Source organism: Streptomyces sp. BBFR25, from assembly GCF_044590125.1.
In the GTDB taxonomy this organism is placed as follows: domain Bacteria; phylum Actinomycetota; class Actinomycetes; order Streptomycetales; family Streptomycetaceae; genus Streptomyces; species Streptomyces canus_D.
In genome coordinates this window covers 7,915,979-7,935,203 of the sequence record NZ_CP172447.1, presented here as the reverse complement: position 1 = coordinate 7,935,203, position 19,225 = coordinate 7,915,979, and the positions used below count along the sequence as shown (strand labels likewise).

Sequence of the window (19,225 nt, the reverse complement as noted above, 5' to 3'; positions counted from 1 at the left end):
GGACGCGTCCGCGGGGTCCGCGGCGGGCGAACGGGCGGGTGGGCTCAGACCTCCAGGTCGGTCTCGATGCGCCGCAGCTGGTGGCGGGCCATGGCCAGGTTGGCCCGGCTCGCGTCCAGCACCAGGTACAGGAACAGCCCGTTGCCGCCGCGGCCCTTGAGCAGGCGGATCATGTGGTACTGGGTGTTCAGGGTGATCAGGATGTCCTCGATCTCGTCCTTCAGACCGAGGTGCTCCATCGTGCGCAGTTTGGACCGTACGACGTCGGTGTTGCCGGCGGCGGCGACCTCGAGGTTGAAGTCCTTGCCGCCGCCCAGGGTGCCGAGCGCCATTCCGCTGGTGTAGTCGACCAGCGCGACGGCGGTCGCTCCGTCGATGGAGCCGAGGCATTCCTTGAGCGAGGTCTCCAGGTTGGCCATGGTGGTTTCCTTTCCGGACGTGATCGGTACGCGAGGGGTGGATCAGGTCGGCCGGTGGTGACCGCCGGCCTGGGGGGTGGGCTGGTGTGCGGGCCGTTGCGGGGTGCGCACCGGCAGGGTGCCGATGGGGCGGACCGGCTGGGCGGGCGGTGTCGCACCGTGCTCGGCGGCCGGGGCTCGGCCGCGTTCCGCCCCGGCTCCGGCGGCGACCAGTTCCCCGATCCGCGCGCCGCTGCGACGGCCCTCCAGGTGCAGCCGGCCCACGTTGACCCGGCCGTCGGCGAGCAGGGTGAGCACGGCGGCCGGACCGGCGGCGTACGTGGCGACGTAGCCGTCGGTCCCGCGCAGCAGCAGTTCGCGGAAACCGCCGCGCGCGGTGGCCTCGGCCATGCGGTGCGCGACGCCTAGGGCGGCCGCGGTGAGCGCGGCGAGGCCCTCGGGTTCGGTGCCCGGCGCGTCGTGGGCCAGGACGAGGCCGTCCACGGTGGCCGCGAGCGACCCGGTGAGCTGGGGCACGCGGTTGCGCAGTCGGTGCAGTTCGTCCAGGACGTCGCTCTCGACGGCCATGAGCAGTCTCCTTTCGTCGCGCCGGCGGCGCGCGCGGATCACAGGGCCTCCAAGGCGTCTCGAAGCCGTCGCAGCAGCGCCGTGTCGGGGTCGTCCCACACGACCGCCCGCGGCTGCGGGCCGGGCGGAAGGGGCGGGGCGGCGGGGGGCGCGGCACGGACGAGGCCGTCGGCGGCCAGGCGCCGCAGTTCGACCAGGGTGTGATAGGTGCGGCAGGCGAGCGCCGACGCGATCTCCGCGGCGGTGCGTACGCCGTCGACCTGGGTCAGGGTGCGGCCGCGCCGTACGGGCAGCTCGGCGGTGCCCGTGCCCGGCACCCGGGCCAGGGGCAGGGTGTCGATGGCGGGGTCGGGCCAGATCCGGTCCAGCAGGTCGCGCCGGCGCCCGCACTCGCGGACGACGACGTCCACCGGGACGGAGCGGACCGCGCCGAGCCAGTGCACCGCGCCGGGCCGGAAGCGCTGGGCGCGGGTGTCGTGGGCCAGGACGAAGTACGCGGCGTCGAACAGCGCGCCCAGGTGGCAGACCTCCAGCGCGCCCGCGGCGAGCCGGCCGCTGTCCACGAGCCGGTGGCCGACCCGGTGCTGGGCGCCGCCCCGGTCGACCGCCTCCCACCAGCCGTCCGCCGGGACCGCGCCGCTGCGGGTGAGCAGGGCGCCGAGGTCGGGCGTGAAGGCCGACTCCACGTGCACGACGCGGCCCGCCGAGAGGTAGACGATGCCCCGCTCGCCCGACAGGGCACCGGTCGCCCCTTCGGCCGCGAGGGCGCCGAGCGCCTCCGACGTCGTTCCGTGCGTGGTCCAGGTGGTCGTCACCCGGGTCATCCGAGCACCAGCCGGTCCGCCATCTCGGCCAGCCGGATGCGGGCCAGGGCGAGGTTTCCGTCGTTGCGGTCCAGCCACAGGTGGAGGAAGACGGTGCTGTCGAACGGGGTGCTGACGAACCTGAGCAGGTGGTAGGCGTCGCCGGTGGTGGCGATCAGGTCCTGGACCGGGGGTTCCTTGCCGGACTGAGCGACGGCGCCCGCCGCCAGGGAGCCGCTCTCCGCGACGTGCCGGCCCAGCTCCGCCGTCTCCGCGGCGGTCGCCTCCCAGTCGCCGCCCGGCGCCTCGCCGACGGCGCCGAGAGCGAGCCCGCTGATCCAGTCGACCAGGGACGCCCCGCGCGCGCCGGGCAGTCGCATGGCTTCCAGCAGACTCTCGTCGATTCCGGGCACGCCGGATCCCCTCCCCTGCACGGCTGTACCGCGAACGTGACGACGACACTACGGAAAGTGCATGCATCCGGTGAGCGCTTTGGCATTTTCCAGAGGAACGTGCGCGCGCTCGGGCATACTGCGGAGTTCGCCATCGCCGAGACGGGCAACCCGGGGTGCATGGCCCGACTCCACCTCCCCCGCGGGGGGAAGCATCCGAAGGACACACCGGCGGACGAACCGGCCGACGAGAAGACGGCCGAGGACTACGGTCCCGGCGCCGCCACCGAGGACGCCGCCCCCGACTCCCCCACCGAACTGCCCGGACGTTCGTGGTCCGCGCTGTCGCGGCGCGTGATCGCCGAGTTCAAGGACGACGAGCTGACCGACCGGGCCGCCGCCCTCACCTACTACGGCATCCTGTCGCTGTTCCCGGCCCTGCTGGTGCTGGTCTCGCTGCTCGGCATCGCCGGGGAGTCCGCCACCCAGGAGGTCCTGGACAACGTGCAGAAGCTCGCGCCGGGGTCCGCGCGGGACGTGATCACGAACGCCGTGGAGCAACTGCAGGCCAAGGCGGGCCTGGGCTCCGTACTGGCCGTGGTCGGTCTGGTCGGCGCGGTCTGGTCGGCGTCCGGCTACGTGGCGGCGTTCATCCGCGCCGCCAACGCGGTCTACGACGTGCCCGAGGGGCGCCCGGTGTGGAAGGTGCTGCCGCTGCGGGTGGCCCTGACCGTGGTGCTGCTCGTGCTCGCGGTGGTCAGCGCGCTCATCGTGGTGTTCACCGGAAGCCTCGCCCGGCAGGCGGGCACGGCGCTCGGCGTCGGCGACACCGCGCTGACCGTGTGGTCGATCGCCAAGTGGCCGGTGCTGGTCCTGCTCGTCACCTTCATGATCGCGATCCTGTACTGGGCCGCGCCGAACGCCCGGGTCAAGGGATTCAAGTGGATCTCGCCGGGCAGCCTGGTCGCGCTGCTGATCTGGCTGCTGGCCTCCGCCGGGTTCGCCTTCTACGTGGCCAACTTCGGCTCGTACAACAAGACGTACGGCACCCTCGCCGGCGTCATCATCTTCCTCGTGTGGCTCTGGGTGACGAACCTCGCCATCCTGCTCGGCCTGGAGTTCGACGCGGAGCTGGCCCGGCAGCGGGTCATCGACGGCGGCCACCCGCCCGAGGAGGAGCCGTACGTCGAGCCGCGCGACACCCGGGCCTGGAACGAGGCGGACCGGCGGCGCGCGGCCGAGGACGACTGAGCCGGGGACGGCTGGACCGGGGACGGCTGGACCGGGGACGGCTGGACCGGGGACGCTACGGCAGGATCGAGTCGACGTATCCGCCGTCGACCCGGACGGCCGCGCCGGTGGTGGCCGAGGCGAGCGGGGAGCTGAGGTACACCACCAGGTTGGCGATCTCCTCCGGCTCGATCAGCCGCTGGAGGAGGGACTGCGGGCGGTGTTCGCGCATGAAGACGCGCTGTGCCTCGTCCCAGGGCAGCTCGCGGTCGACCAGCTGGTACACGAAGTCCTCGACGCCCTCGGTGTGGGTGGGCCCGGCGATGACGCAGTTCACCGTGACGCCGCTGCCCGCCGCCTCCTTGGCGAAGCCGCGGCCGACTCCGAGCAGGGCCGTCTTGGACACCCCGTAGTGGATCATCTCGGCCGGGATCACGACGGCCGAGTCGCTCGCGATGTACAGCACCCGGCCCCAGCCCCGGTCCCTCATCCGGGGGAGATGGGCGCGCGTCAGCCTGACGCCCGCGAGGACGTTGATCTCGAAGTAGCGGCGCCACTCGGCGTCGCTGATCTCCAGCGCGGGCGCGGCACCGAAGACGCCGAGGTTGTTCACGAGGATGTCCACGTCGGGCAGTGCCTCCAGAGCCCGATCGGCGCCCTCCTCGGTACCGAGGTCGGCCGCGACCGGCACGAACGCGCCGTCCGGCACCTCGGCCCGCAGCTTCTCGACGCTCTCCTCCAGACGGCCGGCGTCGCGCCCGTTGACGCCCACGGTGGCACCGGCCCGTGCCAGCCCGGCGGCGATCGCCGCCCCGATGCCCTGCGAGGAGCCCGTCACCAGTGCGGTGCGTCCGCCGAGGTCGAGGTTCATCAGGTCGCTCCTTCTCGTGCCGTACGGTCGGTCGGGTTGCTCCTGCCCACCCTCGCCCACCACGCACCCGCGCCACCGCCGGCCGCACCGTGCGCCGCGCCGCGGCACGCCCGGTCGGCGGACCCCCCGGTGCTCCGGAATGACCTGCGGCGACGATACTTGCCTACGTCCGTGCCCCTGCTGCCCGAAGGACCCATGCCGACCTCGCCCACCGCCCGCCCCACGCAGCCGCCCACGCTGTGGGCCGCTCGCGGCCGCCATGTCGGCTCCGCTGCCGAGGACACCGTCCGGCACCGGCTGCGGCAGCTCAAGGACGACCACGTCATCGACGACTTCCTGGAGCCGCCCGACGAGCCGGCGGCGGAGCCCGCGGCCGCCGGGGCTCCCGGCCCGCGGATCTTCGAGGCGCGCTGGAAGGCCCCCGGGCCCGTCACCGTGCGGGCCAGGCTGATCCTGGAGCCAGGCTCGGCGGGCGGCCAGGAGTGGACGCTGCTCGCGGAGGCCGAGGAGGCCTGGGACCTCGCCTGGCCCTCCCCCGCCACCGTGTTCTGGCCCGACGACCCGGACGTCACCTGGGACCGGGACGCGGCCACGGGGCTGCGGATGCGGGGCATCAACACCCTGCCCGACGACGACAAGGCCGTGCGCCGGCTGCTCAAGGAGGCCGGGCGCAGCCCGTGGAACATCCACGTCGTCGTGCACGAGGCGATGACCCCGGACCACCGCGGCCGGGTGCCCCTGGCGCAGCGGCTGCCGCCCGGTCTGCGGCACCGGGTGGTCGAGCACCGCGCCGCGCCGCAGCAGTTGCGGGTGGTGAACTGGGCCCTGGAGGACTTCGGGGTCCAGGTGCCGCGCGGCGGCGCGGTGGTGCTGCCCGGTACACCGGCCCCGGCCGACTACGCCGACGGTGACTTCTCCGTCCGCACCGTCTTCCTGGACGGCTCCGAGCCCACCGGGCTGATCGCGGCGGTGACGTCCTTCGCCGCGCTGCCCAGGCCGCTGCCCGACGACGCGGTGGCGGCCCTCGGCTCGCTGCGGGAGGACTGGCGGCTGCTGACGCTGGAGGAGGAGCTGGAGCGCGAGCGCAAGCTGGTGAGGATGTACGCCGAGGCGCTGGAGGCCATGACCCAGTCCCGTGACCTGTACCGGGAGGCGGCGGAACGCGCGGCCGAGGCCCTCGCCGTGTACCGGGAGTCCGCCGCGGCGGCACCGCCAGGACCCGCACCGTCCCAGCCCCCGTCGGCGTCTCCCCTCCGGGGTCTGACCCGCACCCTGGAGCGGTTCAGGGGCTCCGCCAGGACCCCCCGCCCGGCCACCACCGACCGCGCCGCCACCGACCACGCCACCACGGAGCCCTCCGGGACCCCGGCGACCGACGACTGACGCCTCCCGGTCGCCCGGGACCCCGAACCGGGCGTGCGGGACGCCGTGCGGTGAGGGCACCCTCACGTGTCATCCGGCGCGAGGTGGATACGCGGACGGCACAGGAGCCCGGCCCGTCCCGGAAGGTCATCGACGCCATGGACAGCCAGCACGACAGCGCACCCGCTTCCCGCCCACCGGCATCCTCCCGTTCGCAGACCACGCTCCGCGTCAACGGCAAACCGCACACCCTCACCGTCGACCACCGTCGCGTCCTGCTGGACCTCCTGCGGGAGGACCTCGAACTCGCGGGCGCCAAGAAGGGCTGCGACCACGGTCAGTGCGGCGCCTGCACGGTCCTGGTCGACGGGCGGCGCGTCAACAGCTGCCTGCTGTTCGCGGTCGCCCTGGACGGCTGCGAGATCACCACCGTCGAGGGGCTCGCCGGGGACGGCGAGGAACTGCACCCCGTGCAGCGCGCCTTCCTGGACCGCGACGCCTTCCAGTGCGGCTACTGCACCCCGGGCCAGATCTGCTCCGCGGTCGGCGCGCTCGCCGAGGCCGCGGCCGGGCACCCCTCCCACGTCACCGACCCGGCGACGCCGTCCGGGGAGCCCGTGGCGCTGGGCCGGGAGGAGATCCGGGAGCGGCTGAGCGGCAACCTGTGCCGGTGCGGCGCGTATCCGCGGATCGCCGACGCGGTCGAGGACGTGATCCCGTGAAGTCCTTCGCCTACGTACGCGCGGGCAGCGTCGAGGAGGCCACCGAGGCCTTCGCGGCCCACCCCGGCGCCCGTTATCTCGGCGGCGGCACCAACCTCGTCGACCTGATGAAGCTCGGCGTGGAGACGCCCGCCGCGCTCGTCGACGTCACCCGGCTGCCGCTGGACACCGTGGAGGAGCTGCCGGACGGCGGGCTGCGGGCCGGGGCGACGGTCCGCAACAGCGACCTCGCGGCCCACCCGGCGGTGCGCGACCGCTACCCCGCGCTGTCCCAGGCGCTGCTGGCCGGTGCCTCCGGGCAGTTGCGCAACGCCGCCACCACCGGCGGCAACCTGCTCCAGCGCACCCGCTGTCCCTACTTCCAGGACGTGTCCAAGCCCTGCAACAAGCGGGAGCCCGGCAGCGGCTGCGGCGCCCTGGAGGGCGTACACCGCGACCACGCGGTACTGGGGCACTCCGACCAGTGCATCGCCACCCACCCCTCGGACATGGCGGTGGCGCTGGCCGCGCTCGACGCGCGCGTGGAACTGCACGGCCCCGAGGGCGCCCGCAGCGTGCCCGCCGCCGACTTCCACCGGCTCCCCGGGCAGCATCCGGAGCGGGACACGGAGATCCACCCCGGCGAGCTGATCACCGGTGTGGTCCTGCCCGCGGCCACGGCCGGGCTGCCCTCGGCGTACCGCAAGGCCCGCGACCGGGCGTCGTACGCCTTCGCGCTGGCCTCCGTCGCCGTGGTGCTGCACCTCTCGGACGGGGTGGTGGAGCGGGCCGGGATCGCCTTCGGAGCGCTGGCGCACCGGCCCTGGCGGGCCCGGCGGGCCGAGGACGCGCTGCGGGGCGCGGCGCCCACGACGGCGGCGTTCGAACACGCCGTCGACCTGGAGCTGGCCGCCGCCGAACCGCTGCGGGACAACGCCTACAAGGTGCCGCTGGCCCGCCGGCTGGCCCTGGACGTACTGGGCCGGCTCGCCCCGCCCGCCACGACCTGACGACCGAGGTGTCCACGAGGAGGACTCCATGACCGCCACCGATGCCGTCCTGGGCGCCCCCGTCGAGCGCCGGGAGGGACGGGAGAAGGTCACCGGCACCGCCCGGTACGCCGCCGAGTACCCGGCGCCGGGCCGCGCCCAGGCCTGGCCCGTGCCCGCGACGGTCGTACGGGGCCGGGTGACCGGCGTCGACACCGCGCCCGCGCTCGCGCTGCCCGGCGTGCTCGCGGTGCTCACCCACGAGAACGCGCCCCGGCTCGGCACCCCGGACGACCCGACGCTGGCCGTGCTGCAGGACCCGCACGTCCCGCACCGGGGCTGGTTCGTGGGCGTGGTGGTGGCCGAGACGCTTGAGGCGGCCCGGGCCGGAGCCGCCGCCGTCCGCGTCACCTACGAGACCGAGCCCCACGACGTGACGCTGACCGCCTCGCACTCCGGGGCGTACGTCCCCGAGTCGGCCAACGGCGGCTTCCCGGCCGTCACCGAACACGGCGACCCAGAGGGTGCCCTCGCCGCCTCGGCGAACCGGGTGGACGTCGAGTACCGGGTGCCGCCGCTGCACAACCACCCGATGGAGCCGCACGCCAGTACGGCGCACTGGGACGGCGAGAGGCTGGCCGTGCACTGCTCCAGCCAGGGCACCACGGCGGTTCAGAAGGAACTGGCCCGCCTGTTCCAACTGCCCGAGGACCGGATCACGGTGCGCGCCGAGCACGTGGGCGGCGGGTTCGGCTCGAAGGGCACGCCGCGTCCCGAGGTGGTGCTGGCCGCGATGGCGGCGCGCGAGACCGGGCGGCAGGTGACCGTGGCGCTGCCGCGCCGCTACCTGCCCGCCGTCGTCGGGCACCGCGCGCCGACCCTGCACCGGCTGCGCCTCGGCGCGGACGCCGGCGGCCGGCTCACGTCGCTCGTGCACGAGGTGACGACGCACACCTCGCGGGTGAAGGAGTTCGTGGAGCAGGCGGCGGTCCCCGCGCGGGTCATGTACGCCGCTCCCGCCCTGCGCACGGTCCACCGCGTGGCGGCGCTCGACGTTCCCACGCCCTCCTGGATGCGCGCCCCCGGCGAGTGCCCCGGCATGTACGCCCTCGAGTCCGCGATGGACGAGCTGGCCGCCGAACTCGGCGTCGACCCGGTGAAGCTGAGGATCCGCAACGAACCGGAGAGCGAGCCGGACAGCGGGAAGCCGTTCAGCAGCAGGCATCTGGTGGAGTGTCTGCGCGAGGGCGCCCGACGCTTCGGCTGGGAGGACCGCGATCCGCGTCCGCGGTCCCGCGCGACCGGGCCCCTGCTGATCGGCAGTGGGGTGGCCGCGGCCACCTACCCGGTGCTGGTGTCCCCCTGCGTCGCCTCGGCGCGCGCCCTGCCCGACGGCGGTTTCCTGGTGCGGGTCAACGCCACCGACATCGGTACGGGTGCCCGGACGGTGCTCGCGCAGATCGCGGCCGACGTCCTCGGCTGCCCGCTGGACCGGGTGCGGGTCGAGGTCGCCGACAGCGGCATCGGCTTCGCCCCGATGGCCGGTGGCTCCTCGGGCACCGCGTCCTGGGGGTCGGCCGTGCACCAGGCGTGCGTCCGGCTGGCCGCCCGGCTGGCGGAGCGCTCGGGGCCGCTGCCGGACGAGGGGGTCGCCGCCGAGGCCGACACCTCCGGGACGGTGGACGCGGAGAGTCCCTTCGCCCGGCACGCGTTCGGCGCCCATTTCGCCGAGGTGACCGTGGACGGCGTCTCCGGCGAGGTGCGGGTGACCCGGATGCTCGGCGTCTTCGCCGCCGGGCGCATCCTCAACGCGCGTACGGCCCGCTCCCAGTTCATCGGGGGCATGACGATGGGCCTGGGCATGGCGCTGACCGAGGACAGCACGGTGGACCCGGTGTTCGGCGACTTCGTCGAGCGCGACCTGGCCTCGTACCACGTGCCCGCGCACGCGGACGTCGCCGACGTCGAGGCGTACTGGGTCGACGAGCAGGACGACCACCTCAACCCCATGGGCAGCAAGGGGATCGGTGAGATCGGGATCGTGGGCTCGGCGGCGGCCGTGGGCAACGCCGTCCACCACGCCACCGGCATCCGCTTCCGGGAACTGCCGCTCACTCCGGACCGGGTGCTCACCGCCCTGCTGGAACACGAGCACCCCGCGGGCATGCTGGGCGTCTGACGGCGGACGCGTGGTCCGCGCCGGGTTCTTTCACCTCCGGCGCGGACCACGCGCTGTCGGGAAGCGGGGAGTGCCGGTCAGTCCGCGGCGGTGCGGCCGGCCACGGCCACGGATCGGGTCGGCCTGCGCCGCGCGGAGGCCGGTGCGGCCACCCGCACGCACAGTGCCGTCAGTGCGACGAGCGAGGCGACCACGGCCACCGCGACCGCGATCCAGACCGGTGCGAGCGTGAGGTCCGTAACCGGGGAGACCCGCGCCGAGGGGGTGGCGCTGCCGTAGAGCTTGGCCGCGGCCAGCGCCGCCGGTGCCACGACCGCGGCGGCGAGCAGCGGTACGGCGGGCCGCACGGTCAGCAGCAGGGCCAGCACCAGGCAGAGCGCCGACAGGCCGAGTGCCACCCCGTAGGCCGGTGCGGAGGCGTCGCCGCGGTGCAGCGGGAAGAAGGCCACACCGCACCCGGCGAGGACCGCGACGGTGAGCCAGGCCGGCCAGGCCGGACCGCGGGCGGCCCGTCGTGCCGCGCGGTGGCGGTCGCGCGCCGCGCGGGCCTTGTCGCGCTCGCGCGGAGCACCGGACCCGTCGCGACGCGGCGCACGGGATTCCGCACGGTCGCGCGCCGCTCGGGGCTCCTCGCGGTCGCGTCCCCGGCGGAACGGGCGTGGCGTCCGGCGGCGTTCACGGCCGCGGCGGTCCGCTCCGTCAGCGGTGCCGGTGAACCGCTCCCGCGACCGGGTGTCGGGCTCGCCTCCGTCGTGCTCGTCGGCCGCGTCCCGGGCCGCCCGCAGCCGCCGGGCGTCGGGCCGCTCCGGGCGTACGTGTCCGTCCTCGGCGAGCCGGCCGATCAGTTCGACCAGTTCCTCGACCGGGCGGCCGGTGGCGGCGGCGCGTACGGCCTCCTGCCCGCAGTGCGGTTCCAGGGGGGTGCGGTGCAGCAGCGCCATCAGCCGGGTCACGTCCTCCACGGAGCGGCACTCCGCCGCGGCCCGGATCGCCTCGTCCGCGCTGTCGGACTGTCGCGGCGGCCGGGTGAGCAGCCCGACCAGCCGGGTGACGTCCTCGACGGACCGGTTCACGCCGACCGCGCGGAGCGCGTCGATCGTGGCCTGCGCGTACTGCGGTGACTGCTCCAGCGTCGTGATCAGGTCGACGACCTCGTCCAGCGGCCGGTCCGCGACGGCGGCGCGCACCAGGTCGCCGACGGGATCGCCGTACGCCTGCGGCGCACCGCCGGCAGGGTCCGCCGCCACGTCGGGGGCGGCATCCGCTCCGGCGGCGGGGAGGTCGGGATCGGGTTCCAGCTCGGGGAGGTCGCCGTCGTCGAAGTCGACGTCCCAGAGGTCGCCGTCCTGTTCGGGCGAGGGCCGGTCGGCGGACGTCCGGACCGCGGGTGCCGCGCCCGGCGGTCGCGCCGTGCCGGTGGTCGTGGTCGTCTCCCCGGTGGGCAGGTCCACGGCGGATATGGCGTACTCGGGCGAGCGGGGTGATGAAGAGCCGGTGGTCATGATCTCTCCGTGTGGTGGGGGTGCGGCCGCCCTGCGTCCCCGACATGCGACTCGCGCTTGCGTGCTGCCATTACTAGGCACGTCCACCGCCCCGTGCCACTCCGGGTGGGCCACAGGGATGAGAGAGCGCCTCCCCTGGTCATGCCGCCGGTGCGAGCGGGCATCCGGGTAGGGAGGCGCGTACGGCGCGCCGAAGGAGGGGACCGTGGATACGACCTCAGTGATCGTCGTGGCGGTGCTGCTCGCGGCGCTCGTCCTGGCGGCGGCTCTCGCCGTCCTGGTGCGTCTGGTCCGCACCCGGCGGGACCTCAGGCGGGCCGGCCTGCCCACGGGCCCGCGCTGGGTCTTCTGGGGCGCCGTCCTCTATCTGGTGCTCCCGGCGGACCTGTTGCCCGACCCGGTCTACCTGGACGACATCGGCGTGCTGCTCCTTGCCCTGCGCTCCGCGCGCGGCCCGATCGGCGGGCGGCGCGGCCCCGTGGAGCGGCGGGGGACCACCGGCCCGCCCGGTGATTACGCAGCGTAAGGAAACCAATCACCCGTTCGATTCGTATAAGTCTCTGGAAGCCGAAGGAAGTCGGCGGACCAGATGACGGCCGCACAGGGGCCGTCATCTGATCGGCGCAGCACCGACTAGGGAGAGACGATGCAACCGTTCGCGCTCAACTACGCACGGCCCGCAGTGGAGTTGGAAGCCACCACTCCGTACGTCTACGACTCCGGGCTGCAGTTGAACGTGCTCCTCGACGGGCGGGTCGCCGCCTGCGACCACGCCCTGCTGAGGGAACTGGGGACCACGACCTCCACCGCGGGGTCGAAGACTCACTTCGACGACTGAACACGGGCCGTCGAGAATGACCGTGCTGATCCTGACCAGTGAAGAGGACGTCACCGCGGACATGGTGGTGGTGCACCTGAACGCGTCGGGAGTACCGGTGGTCCGCCTGGACCCCGCCGACCTCACCGACTCCGTCGCGCTGTCCGGCGAGTTCGTGCACGGCTCCTTCCGGGGCCATCTGTCCTCGGGGGGCCGTCTGGTGAGCATCGGCGGGCTGCGGTCCGTGTGGGTGCGCAGGCCGGGCGGCGCGGCCACGCGGGCCGCCGAGCCGTCCGCGTGGCTGACCGAGGAGGCCGGTCAGGCGCTGTACGGCATGCTGCGCGGCTCGGGGGCACGCTGGATGAACCAGCCCGACGCCGCCCACCGGGCCAGGTACAAGCCCTGGCAGCTGCGGCTCGCCCAGCGGTGCGGCCTGCCCGTGCCGGCGACGCTGATCACGACGTTTCCGCGGGCGGCACGCGAGTTCGCCGAGCGCTACCCGGATCTGGTGGTCAAGCCCGTCTCGGGCGCCCATCCGCAGGACCCGCCCCTGGCGGTGCCGACCAGCCGGGTTCCCCCCGGAGCCGACTTCTCCGCCGTCGCGCACGGCCCGACGCTGCTGCAACGCCGGGTCGCCAAGCGTGCCGACATCCGGCTGACCGCCGTCGGCGGGGAGTTGCTGGCCGCCCGCAAGACGGCGCTCGCGAGTCGGGACCCCGACGAGGTGGACGTCCGTTTCACGGCGTCGGGCGAGCCGTGGCGGCCGGCCGAGGTGCCGCCGCGCGTCGCCGAGCAGGTGCGCGCCTACCTTCGGGCGGCCGGTCTGGCCTACGGAGCCCTCGACTTCGCCGAGGACGGCGACGGCACCTGGTGGTTCCTCGAGTGCAACCAGTCGGGGCAGTTCGGCTTCGTCGAGGTGGAGACGGGCCAGCCGATCGCCCGCACTATCGCCGAGTGGCTGGCCCGGCCCGGCGCCGTGGACGCGGTGGACGCGGACGGTCCCGGCACGGCGGCGGTCGGCTGAGCCGCGGTGCGCCCGTCAGTGCGGGCGGGGGCCGGGCAGCAGGGCGGTACGCTGCCAGCCGGCGCCCGGGGACGGCTGGCGCTCGGCGCCCGGCAGGTGCCCGGGGGCGCGCAACGGACGCATGACCACCTCCAGTTCCCTGCTCACACGCTCGGCGTCCCGCCGCACCTGCTCGGGGACGTCACCGCGTTCGGCGACGAGTCGGTCGTAGATGGGGGAATCCTGGAACACCCGTCAACGTGCCTTTCGTGTCGTCCGCCCCCGTACGGAGGCGCGACTGAGCAGTCTAGGCGCCCGTTCACGTGGTGGTGCGCATTCCGCCAGGATGTGAACGGCCACTCAGGCGCCGGTCGTGGACCCGGGCCGCACGATCATGAGAACGGTCACCGTGGCCCACAGCAGGTTGAACAGGCCGGTGAACATGGCGAGCCGGGCCGTGCGGGCCCGTTCGACGGGCTGCCCGTCGGCCAGTTGCCCCAGCAGCTCCTCCTGGCGCGGCAGGACGAAGGCGACCAGGAGCCCGGCCGCGACGGCGGTGAGGGTGACGGACGTGATCAGCCAGGCGTCCGAGAGGACCCCCATCGAGGCGGCGGTGGCGAAGCCGAGGACCGGCACCGCGATGCCGAGACCGGCGTAGACCCGGCAGATGCGGTGCAGCAGCCGGACGGTGCGCACGTCCCCGGTGTCCGCCCCGGCCCCGACCCCGGCCGCGTCCTCGCCCCCTCCCCCTCCCCCGACGGGCGCGACCGCCGGCACCCGCCGCGCGGCCGCCGGGAACATGCTGGCCGCGACGGTGACGGGGCCGACGGCGACGATGGCCGCCAGGACGTGGAGGGACAGCAGGAACTTGGTCATCGGTCGGGCTCCGGGAGGCGGGATCGGACGATGCGGTGATCGAGAACCAAGGTAGGAAGGCGGCGATCGGTCGCACAGAGGCTGAAACGACAGCTTCCAACGGATTCTCGCCAGCGCCCCCACCAGCACCTGCTGGACGTCACCCGGGCCTGACGCGGGCTTCTGCGCGCGGCGGGAACCCGCCTAGGGTGGCGCCCATGCACTCGGTGGCGATCCTGGTCCTCGACGACGTGGTGCCGTTCGACATGGCGGCACCCATGCAGGCGTTCGACTGGACGCGGCTGCCCGACGGCCGCAGCCCCTACCGGGTCACTCTGTGCGCACAGTCGCCCGAGGTGCGCACCGAGGGCCTCGCCCTGCGGATCGAGCGGGGCCTGGAGGCGCTGGAGACCGCGGACACGATCATCGTGCCGGGGCGCTCCGAGGAGTCCGGCCCGCCCTCCGACCTCGTCCTCGGCGCGCTGCGCCGGGCGGCCGACGCCGGGACGCGGATCGCGTCGGTGTGCGTGGGCGCCTTCGTGCTCGCGGAAGCCGGGCTGCTGGACGGGCTGCGGGCCGCCACCCACTGGATCGCCGCGGCGGAACTGGCCCGCCGGTACCCGCGGGTGGAGGTGCGGCCGGACGTGCTCTATGTCGACAACGGCCAGATCCTCACCTCGGCGGGCGCGGCCGCCGGTCTGGACATGTGCCTGCACATGATCCGCCGGGACCTGGGATCGGCCGTGGCCGCGCACGCCGCCCGGATGTGTGTCGTTCCGCTGGAACGCGAGGGCGGGCAGGCCCAGTTCATCGTGCAGGAGCATCCGCCCGTGCCGCGGGGGTCGGACCTGGAGCCGCTCCTGCGCTGGATCGAGGACCATCTGGCCGAGGAGGTCACCCTCGGGGCGATGGCGGCGCGCTCGGGGATGAGCGAGCGCACCTTCAGCCGCCGGTTCCGCGAGCAGACGGGCACCACTCCGCTGCAGTGGCTGCTGCGGGCGCGGGTGCGACGCGCCCAGTACCTGCTGGAGAACGGGGACCACTCCGTCGAACGGATCGCCCGGCAGGCGGGGTTCGGCTCCCCCACGGCCTTTCGCGAGCGGTTCCGCCGCGTGGCCGGCACCACGCCGCACGCCTACCGCGCCGCCTTCCGGGCGAGGACCGCCGTGCCGCCGGGAAGCCCGTAGGACGCGTGGCGCGGACCGGCACTGTCACACGGCCAGCGACAGGCCGCTCTCCCCGTTGGCGTCCACCGGGCCCTCCTGGTGCGCCGTCCCGCCCTTGGCGAGCAGCAGCGCGTCCGCCTTGGCCACCGCGTCGTGGACGCTGGTGGTCGCCATCATCACGCACAGGGTGTAACTGACGTCCGTCAGCTCCCGCACCACCGCGGTCCGCGGCCTCTCCGCCTGAGCGATCCTCAGCGACGCGTACCGCGTCAGCAGCTCCCTGACGACCTTCGGGTCCGGCTCCAGCACGAAACGCCCCTCTCTCGACTTTCGCTGCGTATGCCCGCACCCCGTCGAAGCATGCGCATCATGGGCACCCCTGCTCGCGGTTGACCAGATCCCGACCCTTCTCGGGCGTTTCTCAACACCCTCCCCACTCGCGTGCCACCACCTCCTGGAAGCCGTGCGGCGGGCGGCCGGTGACGCGTTCGACGGTGTCGGTGGTGCGGTCCTCGGCCCCGCGGGCGATCGCGAGGTCGAGTTCGGTCAGCATCGCGGCGAAGTCCGGCGGCACCACGCGGGCGAGGCGGTCACGCATCTCCTGGGGAGTCAGGCGGCGGTGGACGACCGGCCGGCCGCCGGCCCGGGTGAGGATCGCGGCGATGTCGTCGTGGGCGAGGGGCTCGGGCCCGGTGAGGACCAGGTCGGTGTTCGGGGCGTGGTCGTCGGTGAGGGCGTGCACGGCGACGGCGGCGATGTCGTCGGCGTCGACGAAGGCCACCCGGCCGCTCCCGGTGGCGGTCCGGATGGTGCCGTCCCGGCGGATGCCGGCGGCATGGGTGTGCTCGCCGGTGAAGTTCTGCATGAACCAGGAGGGCCGCAGCACCGCCCACTGGTCGAACAGGCCGGGCAGCTCCCGGTGCACCGCGCCCACCGCCACGGCGCCCGCGGGAACGGCGGAGGAGCTGAGCAGCACGGCGCGCCGCACACCGGCGGCACGCGCGCGGCGCAGGAAGGGGAGCATGACGGCGGCCGGGTTCATGTCGCCCACGGGTGGGACGAGGTAGACCCGGTCCGCTCCGTCGAGGGCCGCGTCGTGGGTGGTGGTGTCGTACCAGTCGAAGCGGACCGGCTCCGCGCCCGGCACCGGGGCGGCGCGCCGTCCGGCGGCCTTCACCCGGTGGCCCGCGGCGACCAGCCGGGCGGTGGTGCGGCTTCCGGTCGTGCCGGTGGCGCCGGTCACCAGCGTCGTGCCGTTGCCGGTCATCGGGCGCTCCCGGCGAACTCGGCGCCGGGTTCCAGCAGGGCCAGCGGGTTCCAGTAGTCACGGTAGGACGTGAACCGGCCGTCCTCGACGGTCACGACGGCGATGTACGTCATGTCGAAGGGGGCGCCCGTCCGCACCAGCCGGCCGACGCCGCGCATCTCCACCACGACGGTCCGGGCATCGGTCGTCTCGTGGATGCGCAGTTCGGGGAAGTCGTGCAGGTCGATGTGGCCGGGATAGGGCCGCATGTAGGCGGCGACCGCCTCCCGCCCTTCGAGTCGCCGTGGCCGACCGTCGGGGGCGAAGGGGAATTCCATCAGTCCGTCGTCGGCCCACAGGCCGACCCAGGCGTCGATGTCCTTGTCCAGCAGCAGGCGCAGACCGTGCCGGAACAGGTCCGACGGGGAGACGGGGGTGGGCATGGGTGTGCTCCTTCGCACCGCGCCTTCCCGGCGCGGTCGTCGCATAGAATGCGGACCGGTAGTCCGCTTCAAACGATACGGACTAGCGGTCCGCTTTGCAATACGCACCATCCCTCGACGGAGGAGACCTGTGACCGAGCGCAAGCCCCGCAAGGACGCGGCCCGCAACCGGGCGGCCGTCCTCGCCGCCGCCGACGACCTCTTCGTCCGCTGCGAGAACCCCGGCGATGTCACCATGGCCGATGTCGCGGCGGCGGCCGGGGTGGGCAAGGGGACCCTCTTCCGGGCCTTCGGCGACCGGGTGGGACTGGTCGCGGCGCTGTACCAGGCGCGGCTCGGGCCGGTCGAGGAGGCGGTCGAGTCGGGTCCGCCGCCGCTGGGCCCCGGCACCCCGCCGCGGGAGCGCGTCGCCGCCCTGCTCGACGCGCTCCTGCGCTTCAAGCTCGACAACCGGGGCCTCGCGCTGGCACTGGAGGCCACGGGCCACGACAGCCCTTACGGCGCCGGGCACTACGAGCGCTGGCACACCCTGCTCCGCACCGTGCTGGAGGAGCTGCCCGGCCTCCCCGACGGGGAGTTCGCCGCCCACGCGCTGCTCGCCGCCGTCCGCGCGGACCTCGTGGAACACCTGGCCGGCCAACAGGGCGTGGCCCCCGAGCGGATGCGCGCCCAGCTCGCCGACTACACCGCTCGCGTCCTCGGCACCGCTTCCGCACCGGCCTGAGGCCCGCCCGCCACGGGCACCGCGAGCGGCACGGACGCGCTCAGGCGACCTGGCCGCTGTGCAGGGCGGCGTACGCCCCTTCCCCGGCCAGCAGTTCCTCGTGGGTGCCGGTCTCCTGGATCCGGCCGTCGCCCATCACCACGATCCGGTCCGCGCCCCGCACCGTGGACAGCCGGTGCGCCACGACGAACGTGGTACGCCCGCGCAGCAGCCGGGCCAGCGCCTGCTGGACGAGCGCCTCCGAGCGGGTGTCCAGCGCCGAGGTGGCCTCGTCGAGGATCAGCACCCGGGGGTCCCGGATCAGGGCGCGGGCGATGGCCAGGCGCTGGCGCTGTCCGCCGGACAGCCGCGCGCCGTGCTCCCCGACCAGGGTGTCCAGGCCCCGCGGCAACCGGTCGACGAACTCCAGCGCGTTGGCGTCGCGCAGGGCGCCGCGCACGGTCTCCTCGTCGGCGTCGTCCATGCCGTAGGCGACGTTCTCCCGGATCGTGCCGTCGAACAGGATCGACTCCTGCGGCACCACCGAGACGAAGCGCCGGTACGTGCGCAGGTCGAGGGTGTTCATGTCGACACCGTCCAGCAGCAGCCTGCCCGAGGTCGGCCGCAGGAAGCCGATCACCAGGTTGAGGACGGTGGACTTGCCCGCGCCGGACGCGCCCACCAGCGCGATGGTCTCGCCCGGTTCGACGGAGAGGGTGAAGTCGCTGACCGCGGGCCGCCCGTCGCTCTCGTAGAGGTGTCCGACGCGCTCGAAGGTGACGGCTCCGCGCAGCGAGGTCAGTTCCGTCTTGCCCTCGTTGTCCTCCAGTTCGGGCGCCTGGAGCACCTCGCCGACCGAACGGACGGACTCCAGGCCCTTGGTGATGACCGGGGCCAGGCCCGCCAGCGTCGTCGTGGAGTTGGTGAGCGTGGTCAGGAAGGCGCTGAGCATCACGACGTCGCCGGCGGTGACTCCCCAGACGTCGTAGTACGAGATCAGCGCGGCGCCCGCCAGCACCAGGACGCCGACCACGTTGAGCACGACCCAGGACAGCGAGCCGAAGCGTCCGTTGACCAGGTCCAGGCGCATTCCGGAGGTCAGCAGCCGGTCCAGGGTGCCGTCCATGCGGCGCAGCGCCTTGCCCTCCAGGCCGTGGGCGCGGGTGACCGGGATGAGCCGGGTCATCTCCGTGACCCGCGAGGACAGGGTCTCGACCTCGTGGCGGAAGTGCTCGTTGTGGGTGCGCAGCCGGGCGCGGAGCCGGGCCACCAGCAGGGAGGCGGCGGGGACGACGACGAGGAAGACGGGCAGGAACTCCGGGGTGCGCACGGCGATGATGACGAGGCCGCCGGTGAGCACGGTGAACGCGCCGAGGCCGGTCTCGGCGGTCTGCTGCACCATCTGTTCCACCGTCTCCACGTCCCGGACGACCTTGGCCTGCAGGACGCCCGCGCTCACCCGCGCGTGGTAGCCGATGGAGAGCTGCTGCATCCGCGTGCACAGCGCGGAGCGCAGGGCGGTGCCCATGCGGCGCACACTGCCGTACAGGAGGCGCACGTACAGCAGGTGCAGCGGGTAGTTGACCACCAGGATGAACATGATGATCCCGGTGCTGGTCCACAGGTCGGCGATCGGTCCGTGCTGCACGACGGTGTCGATGATGGTGGCCGTGATCAGGGGCAGCAGCCAGATCGGGCTGTGCTTGACGGTGAAGACGGCCACCGCGCCGGCCAGTCGGCGGCGGTCGGCGCGGAACAGGTAGACGAGGGTGCGTATCGGGTGTTCGCCCCGGTAGCGGTGATCGAGCGGCTTTTCCATCGACGACGCCATCGGCGTGGTCCTCCTGGTGACCGAGTGCGGCAAGCGCTTGCTTCCCGCGCTTTCCTACCCGGTCGGCCTGGAGCACGCCACACCGTTCCGCGCCTCGGAAGGGGGATCGGAAGGGGAACCCGCGCCTTCTCCCCCGTGGAGGGCGC

The 19,225-nt window shown here is 74.0% G+C and carries 22 protein-coding genes; 10 read left to right on the top strand and 12 right to left on the bottom strand.

Annotated elements, in window-relative coordinates; all coding sequences use genetic code 11:
• Positions 1-44: 44 nt before the first annotated feature.
• The 4 genes from ACGH52_RS35575 to ACGH52_RS35560 are packed head-to-tail and all read right to left on the bottom strand — an operon-like array spanning position 45 to position 2,202.
• On the bottom strand, positions 45-419 hold the full coding sequence (locus ACGH52_RS35575) for a hypothetical protein (protein ID WP_059296730.1): 375 nt from the start codon (positions 417-419) through the stop codon (positions 45-47).
• Between the two features lie 42 nt (positions 420-461).
• Entirely contained in the window at positions 462-986 is a 525-nt protein-coding gene (locus ACGH52_RS35570; protein WP_399945448.1) for a roadblock/LC7 domain-containing protein, read from the bottom strand.
• A gap of 38 nt (positions 987-1,024) precedes the next feature.
• A complete protein-coding gene (locus ACGH52_RS35565) occupies positions 1,025-1,810 on the bottom strand; it encodes a hypothetical protein (RefSeq protein WP_171986983.1) in 786 nt (261 codons plus the stop codon).
• A complete protein-coding gene (locus ACGH52_RS35560; protein ID WP_059296732.1) occupies positions 1,807-2,202 on the bottom strand; it encodes a hypothetical protein in 396 nt (131 codons plus the stop codon). Before ACGH52_RS35560 ends, ACGH52_RS35565 begins: the two co-directional genes overlap by 4 nt.
• A gap of 159 nt (positions 2,203-2,361) precedes the next feature.
• On the opposite strand from ACGH52_RS35560, the gene ACGH52_RS35555 reads away from it, so the two are divergent.
• Entirely contained in the window at positions 2,362-3,432 is a 1,071-nt protein-coding gene (locus ACGH52_RS35555; RefSeq protein WP_210976346.1) for a YihY/virulence factor BrkB family protein, read from the top strand.
• Positions 3,433-3,487: 55 nt separating this feature from the next.
• Here the strand turns inward: ACGH52_RS35555 and ACGH52_RS35550 are convergent, their stop codons facing one another.
• Entirely contained in the window at positions 3,488-4,282 is a 795-nt protein-coding gene (locus tag ACGH52_RS35550; RefSeq protein WP_059296734.1) for an SDR family NAD(P)-dependent oxidoreductase, read from the bottom strand.
• Between the two features lie 195 nt (positions 4,283-4,477).
• On the opposite strand from ACGH52_RS35550, the gene ACGH52_RS35545 reads away from it, so the two are divergent.
• The 4 genes from ACGH52_RS35545 (at position 4,478) to ACGH52_RS35530 (ending at position 9,513) form a co-directional block, all read left to right on the top strand.
• Positions 4,478-5,665 (top strand): hypothetical protein, encoded by a 1,188-nt coding sequence (locus ACGH52_RS35545; protein ID WP_076972705.1) that lies wholly within the window; start codon positions 4,478-4,480, stop codon positions 5,663-5,665.
• Between the two features lie 137 nt (positions 5,666-5,802).
• Positions 5,803-6,366 carry a 2Fe-2S iron-sulfur cluster-binding protein gene (locus ACGH52_RS35540; protein ID WP_059296736.1) on the top strand — a complete coding sequence of 188 codons (564 nt, stop codon included), beginning with the start codon at positions 5,803-5,805 and terminating at the stop codon, positions 6,364-6,366.
• On the top strand, positions 6,363-7,355 hold the full coding sequence (locus ACGH52_RS35535; RefSeq protein ID WP_399945442.1) for an FAD binding domain-containing protein: 993 nt from the start codon (positions 6,363-6,365) through the stop codon (positions 7,353-7,355). The genes ACGH52_RS35540 and ACGH52_RS35535 overlap by 4 nt, the downstream gene beginning before the upstream one ends.
• Before the next feature lie 28 nt (positions 7,356-7,383).
• Positions 7,384-9,513: a xanthine dehydrogenase family protein molybdopterin-binding subunit gene (locus tag ACGH52_RS35530; RefSeq protein WP_399945439.1), complete on the top strand. Its 2,130-nt coding sequence runs from the start codon at positions 7,384-7,386 to the stop codon at positions 9,511-9,513.
• Between the two features lie 77 nt (positions 9,514-9,590).
• Here ACGH52_RS35530 and ACGH52_RS35525 read toward each other — a convergent pair whose 3' ends face one another.
• Complete coding sequence (locus ACGH52_RS35525; protein WP_399945437.1) at positions 9,591-11,015, bottom strand: hypothetical protein; 1,425 nt, start codon at positions 11,013-11,015, stop codon at positions 9,591-9,593.
• Positions 11,016-11,220: 205 nt separating this feature from the next.
• Between ACGH52_RS35525 and ACGH52_RS35520 the strand changes: the two genes are divergently transcribed.
• From ACGH52_RS35520 to tgmB, 3 genes are all read left to right on the top strand, one after another.
• On the top strand, positions 11,221-11,541 hold the full coding sequence (locus ACGH52_RS35520) for a YkvA family protein (protein ID WP_076972709.1): 321 nt from the start codon (positions 11,221-11,223) through the stop codon (positions 11,539-11,541).
• A gap of 120 nt (positions 11,542-11,661) precedes the next feature.
• On the top strand, positions 11,662-11,853 hold the full coding sequence (gene tgmA / locus ACGH52_RS35515; protein WP_003978169.1) for a putative ATP-grasp-modified RiPP: 192 nt from the start codon (positions 11,662-11,664) through the stop codon (positions 11,851-11,853).
• A 16-nt stretch (positions 11,854-11,869) separates the two neighbouring features.
• Complete coding sequence (gene tgmB, locus ACGH52_RS35510; protein WP_399945432.1) at positions 11,870-12,856, top strand: ATP-grasp ribosomal peptide maturase; 987 nt, start codon at positions 11,870-11,872, stop codon at positions 12,854-12,856.
• Positions 12,857-12,871: 15 nt separating this feature from the next.
• On the opposite strand, the gene ACGH52_RS35505 is transcribed toward tgmB, so the two are convergent.
• Positions 12,872-13,087, bottom strand: coding sequence for a hypothetical protein (locus ACGH52_RS35505; RefSeq protein WP_003978167.1), 216 nt, complete (start codon positions 13,085-13,087; stop codon positions 12,872-12,874).
• A 108-nt stretch (positions 13,088-13,195) separates the two neighbouring features.
• A complete protein-coding gene (locus ACGH52_RS35500) occupies positions 13,196-13,711 on the bottom strand; it encodes a hypothetical protein (protein ID WP_399945429.1) in 516 nt (171 codons plus the stop codon).
• Positions 13,712-13,908: 197 nt separating this feature from the next.
• Between ACGH52_RS35500 and ACGH52_RS35495 the strand changes: the two genes are divergently transcribed.
• Positions 13,909-14,877: a GlxA family transcriptional regulator gene (locus ACGH52_RS35495; RefSeq protein WP_399945427.1), complete on the top strand. Its 969-nt coding sequence runs from the start codon at positions 13,909-13,911 to the stop codon at positions 14,875-14,877.
• Between the two features lie 24 nt (positions 14,878-14,901).
• Here the strand turns inward: ACGH52_RS35495 and ACGH52_RS35490 are convergent, their stop codons facing one another.
• From ACGH52_RS35490 to ACGH52_RS35480, 3 genes are all read right to left on the bottom strand, one after another.
• A complete protein-coding gene (locus ACGH52_RS35490) occupies positions 14,902-15,165 on the bottom strand; it encodes a DUF5133 domain-containing protein (RefSeq protein WP_193777606.1) in 264 nt (87 codons plus the stop codon).
• 112 nt (positions 15,166-15,277) lie between these two features.
• Positions 15,278-16,123: an NAD(P)H-binding protein gene (locus ACGH52_RS35485; RefSeq protein WP_210976341.1), complete on the bottom strand. Its 846-nt coding sequence runs from the start codon at positions 16,121-16,123 to the stop codon at positions 15,278-15,280.
• Positions 16,120-16,545 (bottom strand): nuclear transport factor 2 family protein, encoded by a 426-nt coding sequence (locus tag ACGH52_RS35480; RefSeq protein ID WP_121702021.1) that lies wholly within the window; start codon positions 16,543-16,545, stop codon positions 16,120-16,122. The genes ACGH52_RS35485 and ACGH52_RS35480 overlap by 4 nt, the downstream gene beginning before the upstream one ends.
• Before the next feature lie 130 nt (positions 16,546-16,675).
• On the opposite strand from ACGH52_RS35480, the gene ACGH52_RS35475 reads away from it, so the two are divergent.
• Positions 16,676-17,269, top strand: a complete 594-nt coding sequence (locus tag ACGH52_RS35475) for a TetR family transcriptional regulator (RefSeq protein WP_076972716.1) — start codon at positions 16,676-16,678, stop codon at positions 17,267-17,269.
• 40 nt (positions 17,270-17,309) lie between these two features.
• Here ACGH52_RS35475 and ACGH52_RS35470 read toward each other — a convergent pair whose 3' ends face one another.
• Positions 17,310-19,079, bottom strand: coding sequence for an ABC transporter ATP-binding protein (locus tag ACGH52_RS35470; RefSeq protein ID WP_059296747.1), 1,770 nt, complete (start codon positions 19,077-19,079; stop codon positions 17,310-17,312).
• Positions 19,080-19,225 lie beyond the last annotated feature (146 nt).

Bases quoted from the DNA above. Each gene is read 5' to 3' on its own strand.
- ACGH52_RS35575 (WP_059296730.1), bottom strand. From the start codon at position 419: ATGGCCAACCTGGAGACCTCGCTCAAGGAATGCCTCGGCTCCATCGAC.
- ACGH52_RS35570 (WP_399945448.1), bottom strand. From the start codon at position 986: ATGGCCGTCGAGAGCGACGTCCTGGACGAACTGCACCGACTGCGCAAC.
- ACGH52_RS35565 (WP_171986983.1), bottom strand. From the start codon at position 1,810: ATGACCCGGGTGACGACCACCTGGACCACGCACGGAACGACGTCGGAG.
- ACGH52_RS35555 (WP_210976346.1), top strand. From the start codon at position 2,362: ATGGCCCGACTCCACCTCCCCCGCGGGGGGAAGCATCCGAAGGACACA.
- ACGH52_RS35550 (WP_059296734.1), bottom strand. From the start codon at position 4,282: ATGAACCTCGACCTCGGCGGACGCACCGCACTGGTGACGGGCTCCTCG.
- ACGH52_RS35545 (WP_076972705.1), top strand. From the start codon at position 4,478: ATGCCGACCTCGCCCACCGCCCGCCCCACGCAGCCGCCCACGCTGTGG.
- ACGH52_RS35540 (WP_059296736.1), top strand. From the start codon at position 5,803: ATGGACAGCCAGCACGACAGCGCACCCGCTTCCCGCCCACCGGCATCC.
- ACGH52_RS35530 (WP_399945439.1), top strand. From the start codon at position 7,384: ATGACCGCCACCGATGCCGTCCTGGGCGCCCCCGTCGAGCGCCGGGAG.
- ACGH52_RS35525 (WP_399945437.1), bottom strand. From the start codon at position 11,015: ATGACCACCGGCTCTTCATCACCCCGCTCGCCCGAGTACGCCATATCC.
- tgmA (WP_003978169.1), top strand. From the start codon at position 11,662: ATGCAACCGTTCGCGCTCAACTACGCACGGCCCGCAGTGGAGTTGGAA.
- tgmB (WP_399945432.1), top strand. From the start codon at position 11,870: ATGACCGTGCTGATCCTGACCAGTGAAGAGGACGTCACCGCGGACATG.
- ACGH52_RS35500 (WP_399945429.1), bottom strand. From the start codon at position 13,711: ATGACCAAGTTCCTGCTGTCCCTCCACGTCCTGGCGGCCATCGTCGCC.
- ACGH52_RS35495 (WP_399945427.1), top strand. From the start codon at position 13,909: ATGCACTCGGTGGCGATCCTGGTCCTCGACGACGTGGTGCCGTTCGAC.
- ACGH52_RS35485 (WP_210976341.1), bottom strand. From the start codon at position 16,123: ATGACCGGCAACGGCACGACGCTGGTGACCGGCGCCACCGGCACGACC.
- ACGH52_RS35480 (WP_121702021.1), bottom strand. From the start codon at position 16,545: ATGCCCACCCCCGTCTCCCCGTCGGACCTGTTCCGGCACGGTCTGCGC.
- ACGH52_RS35470 (WP_059296747.1), bottom strand. From the start codon at position 19,079: ATGGCGTCGTCGATGGAAAAGCCGCTCGATCACCGCTACCGGGGCGAA.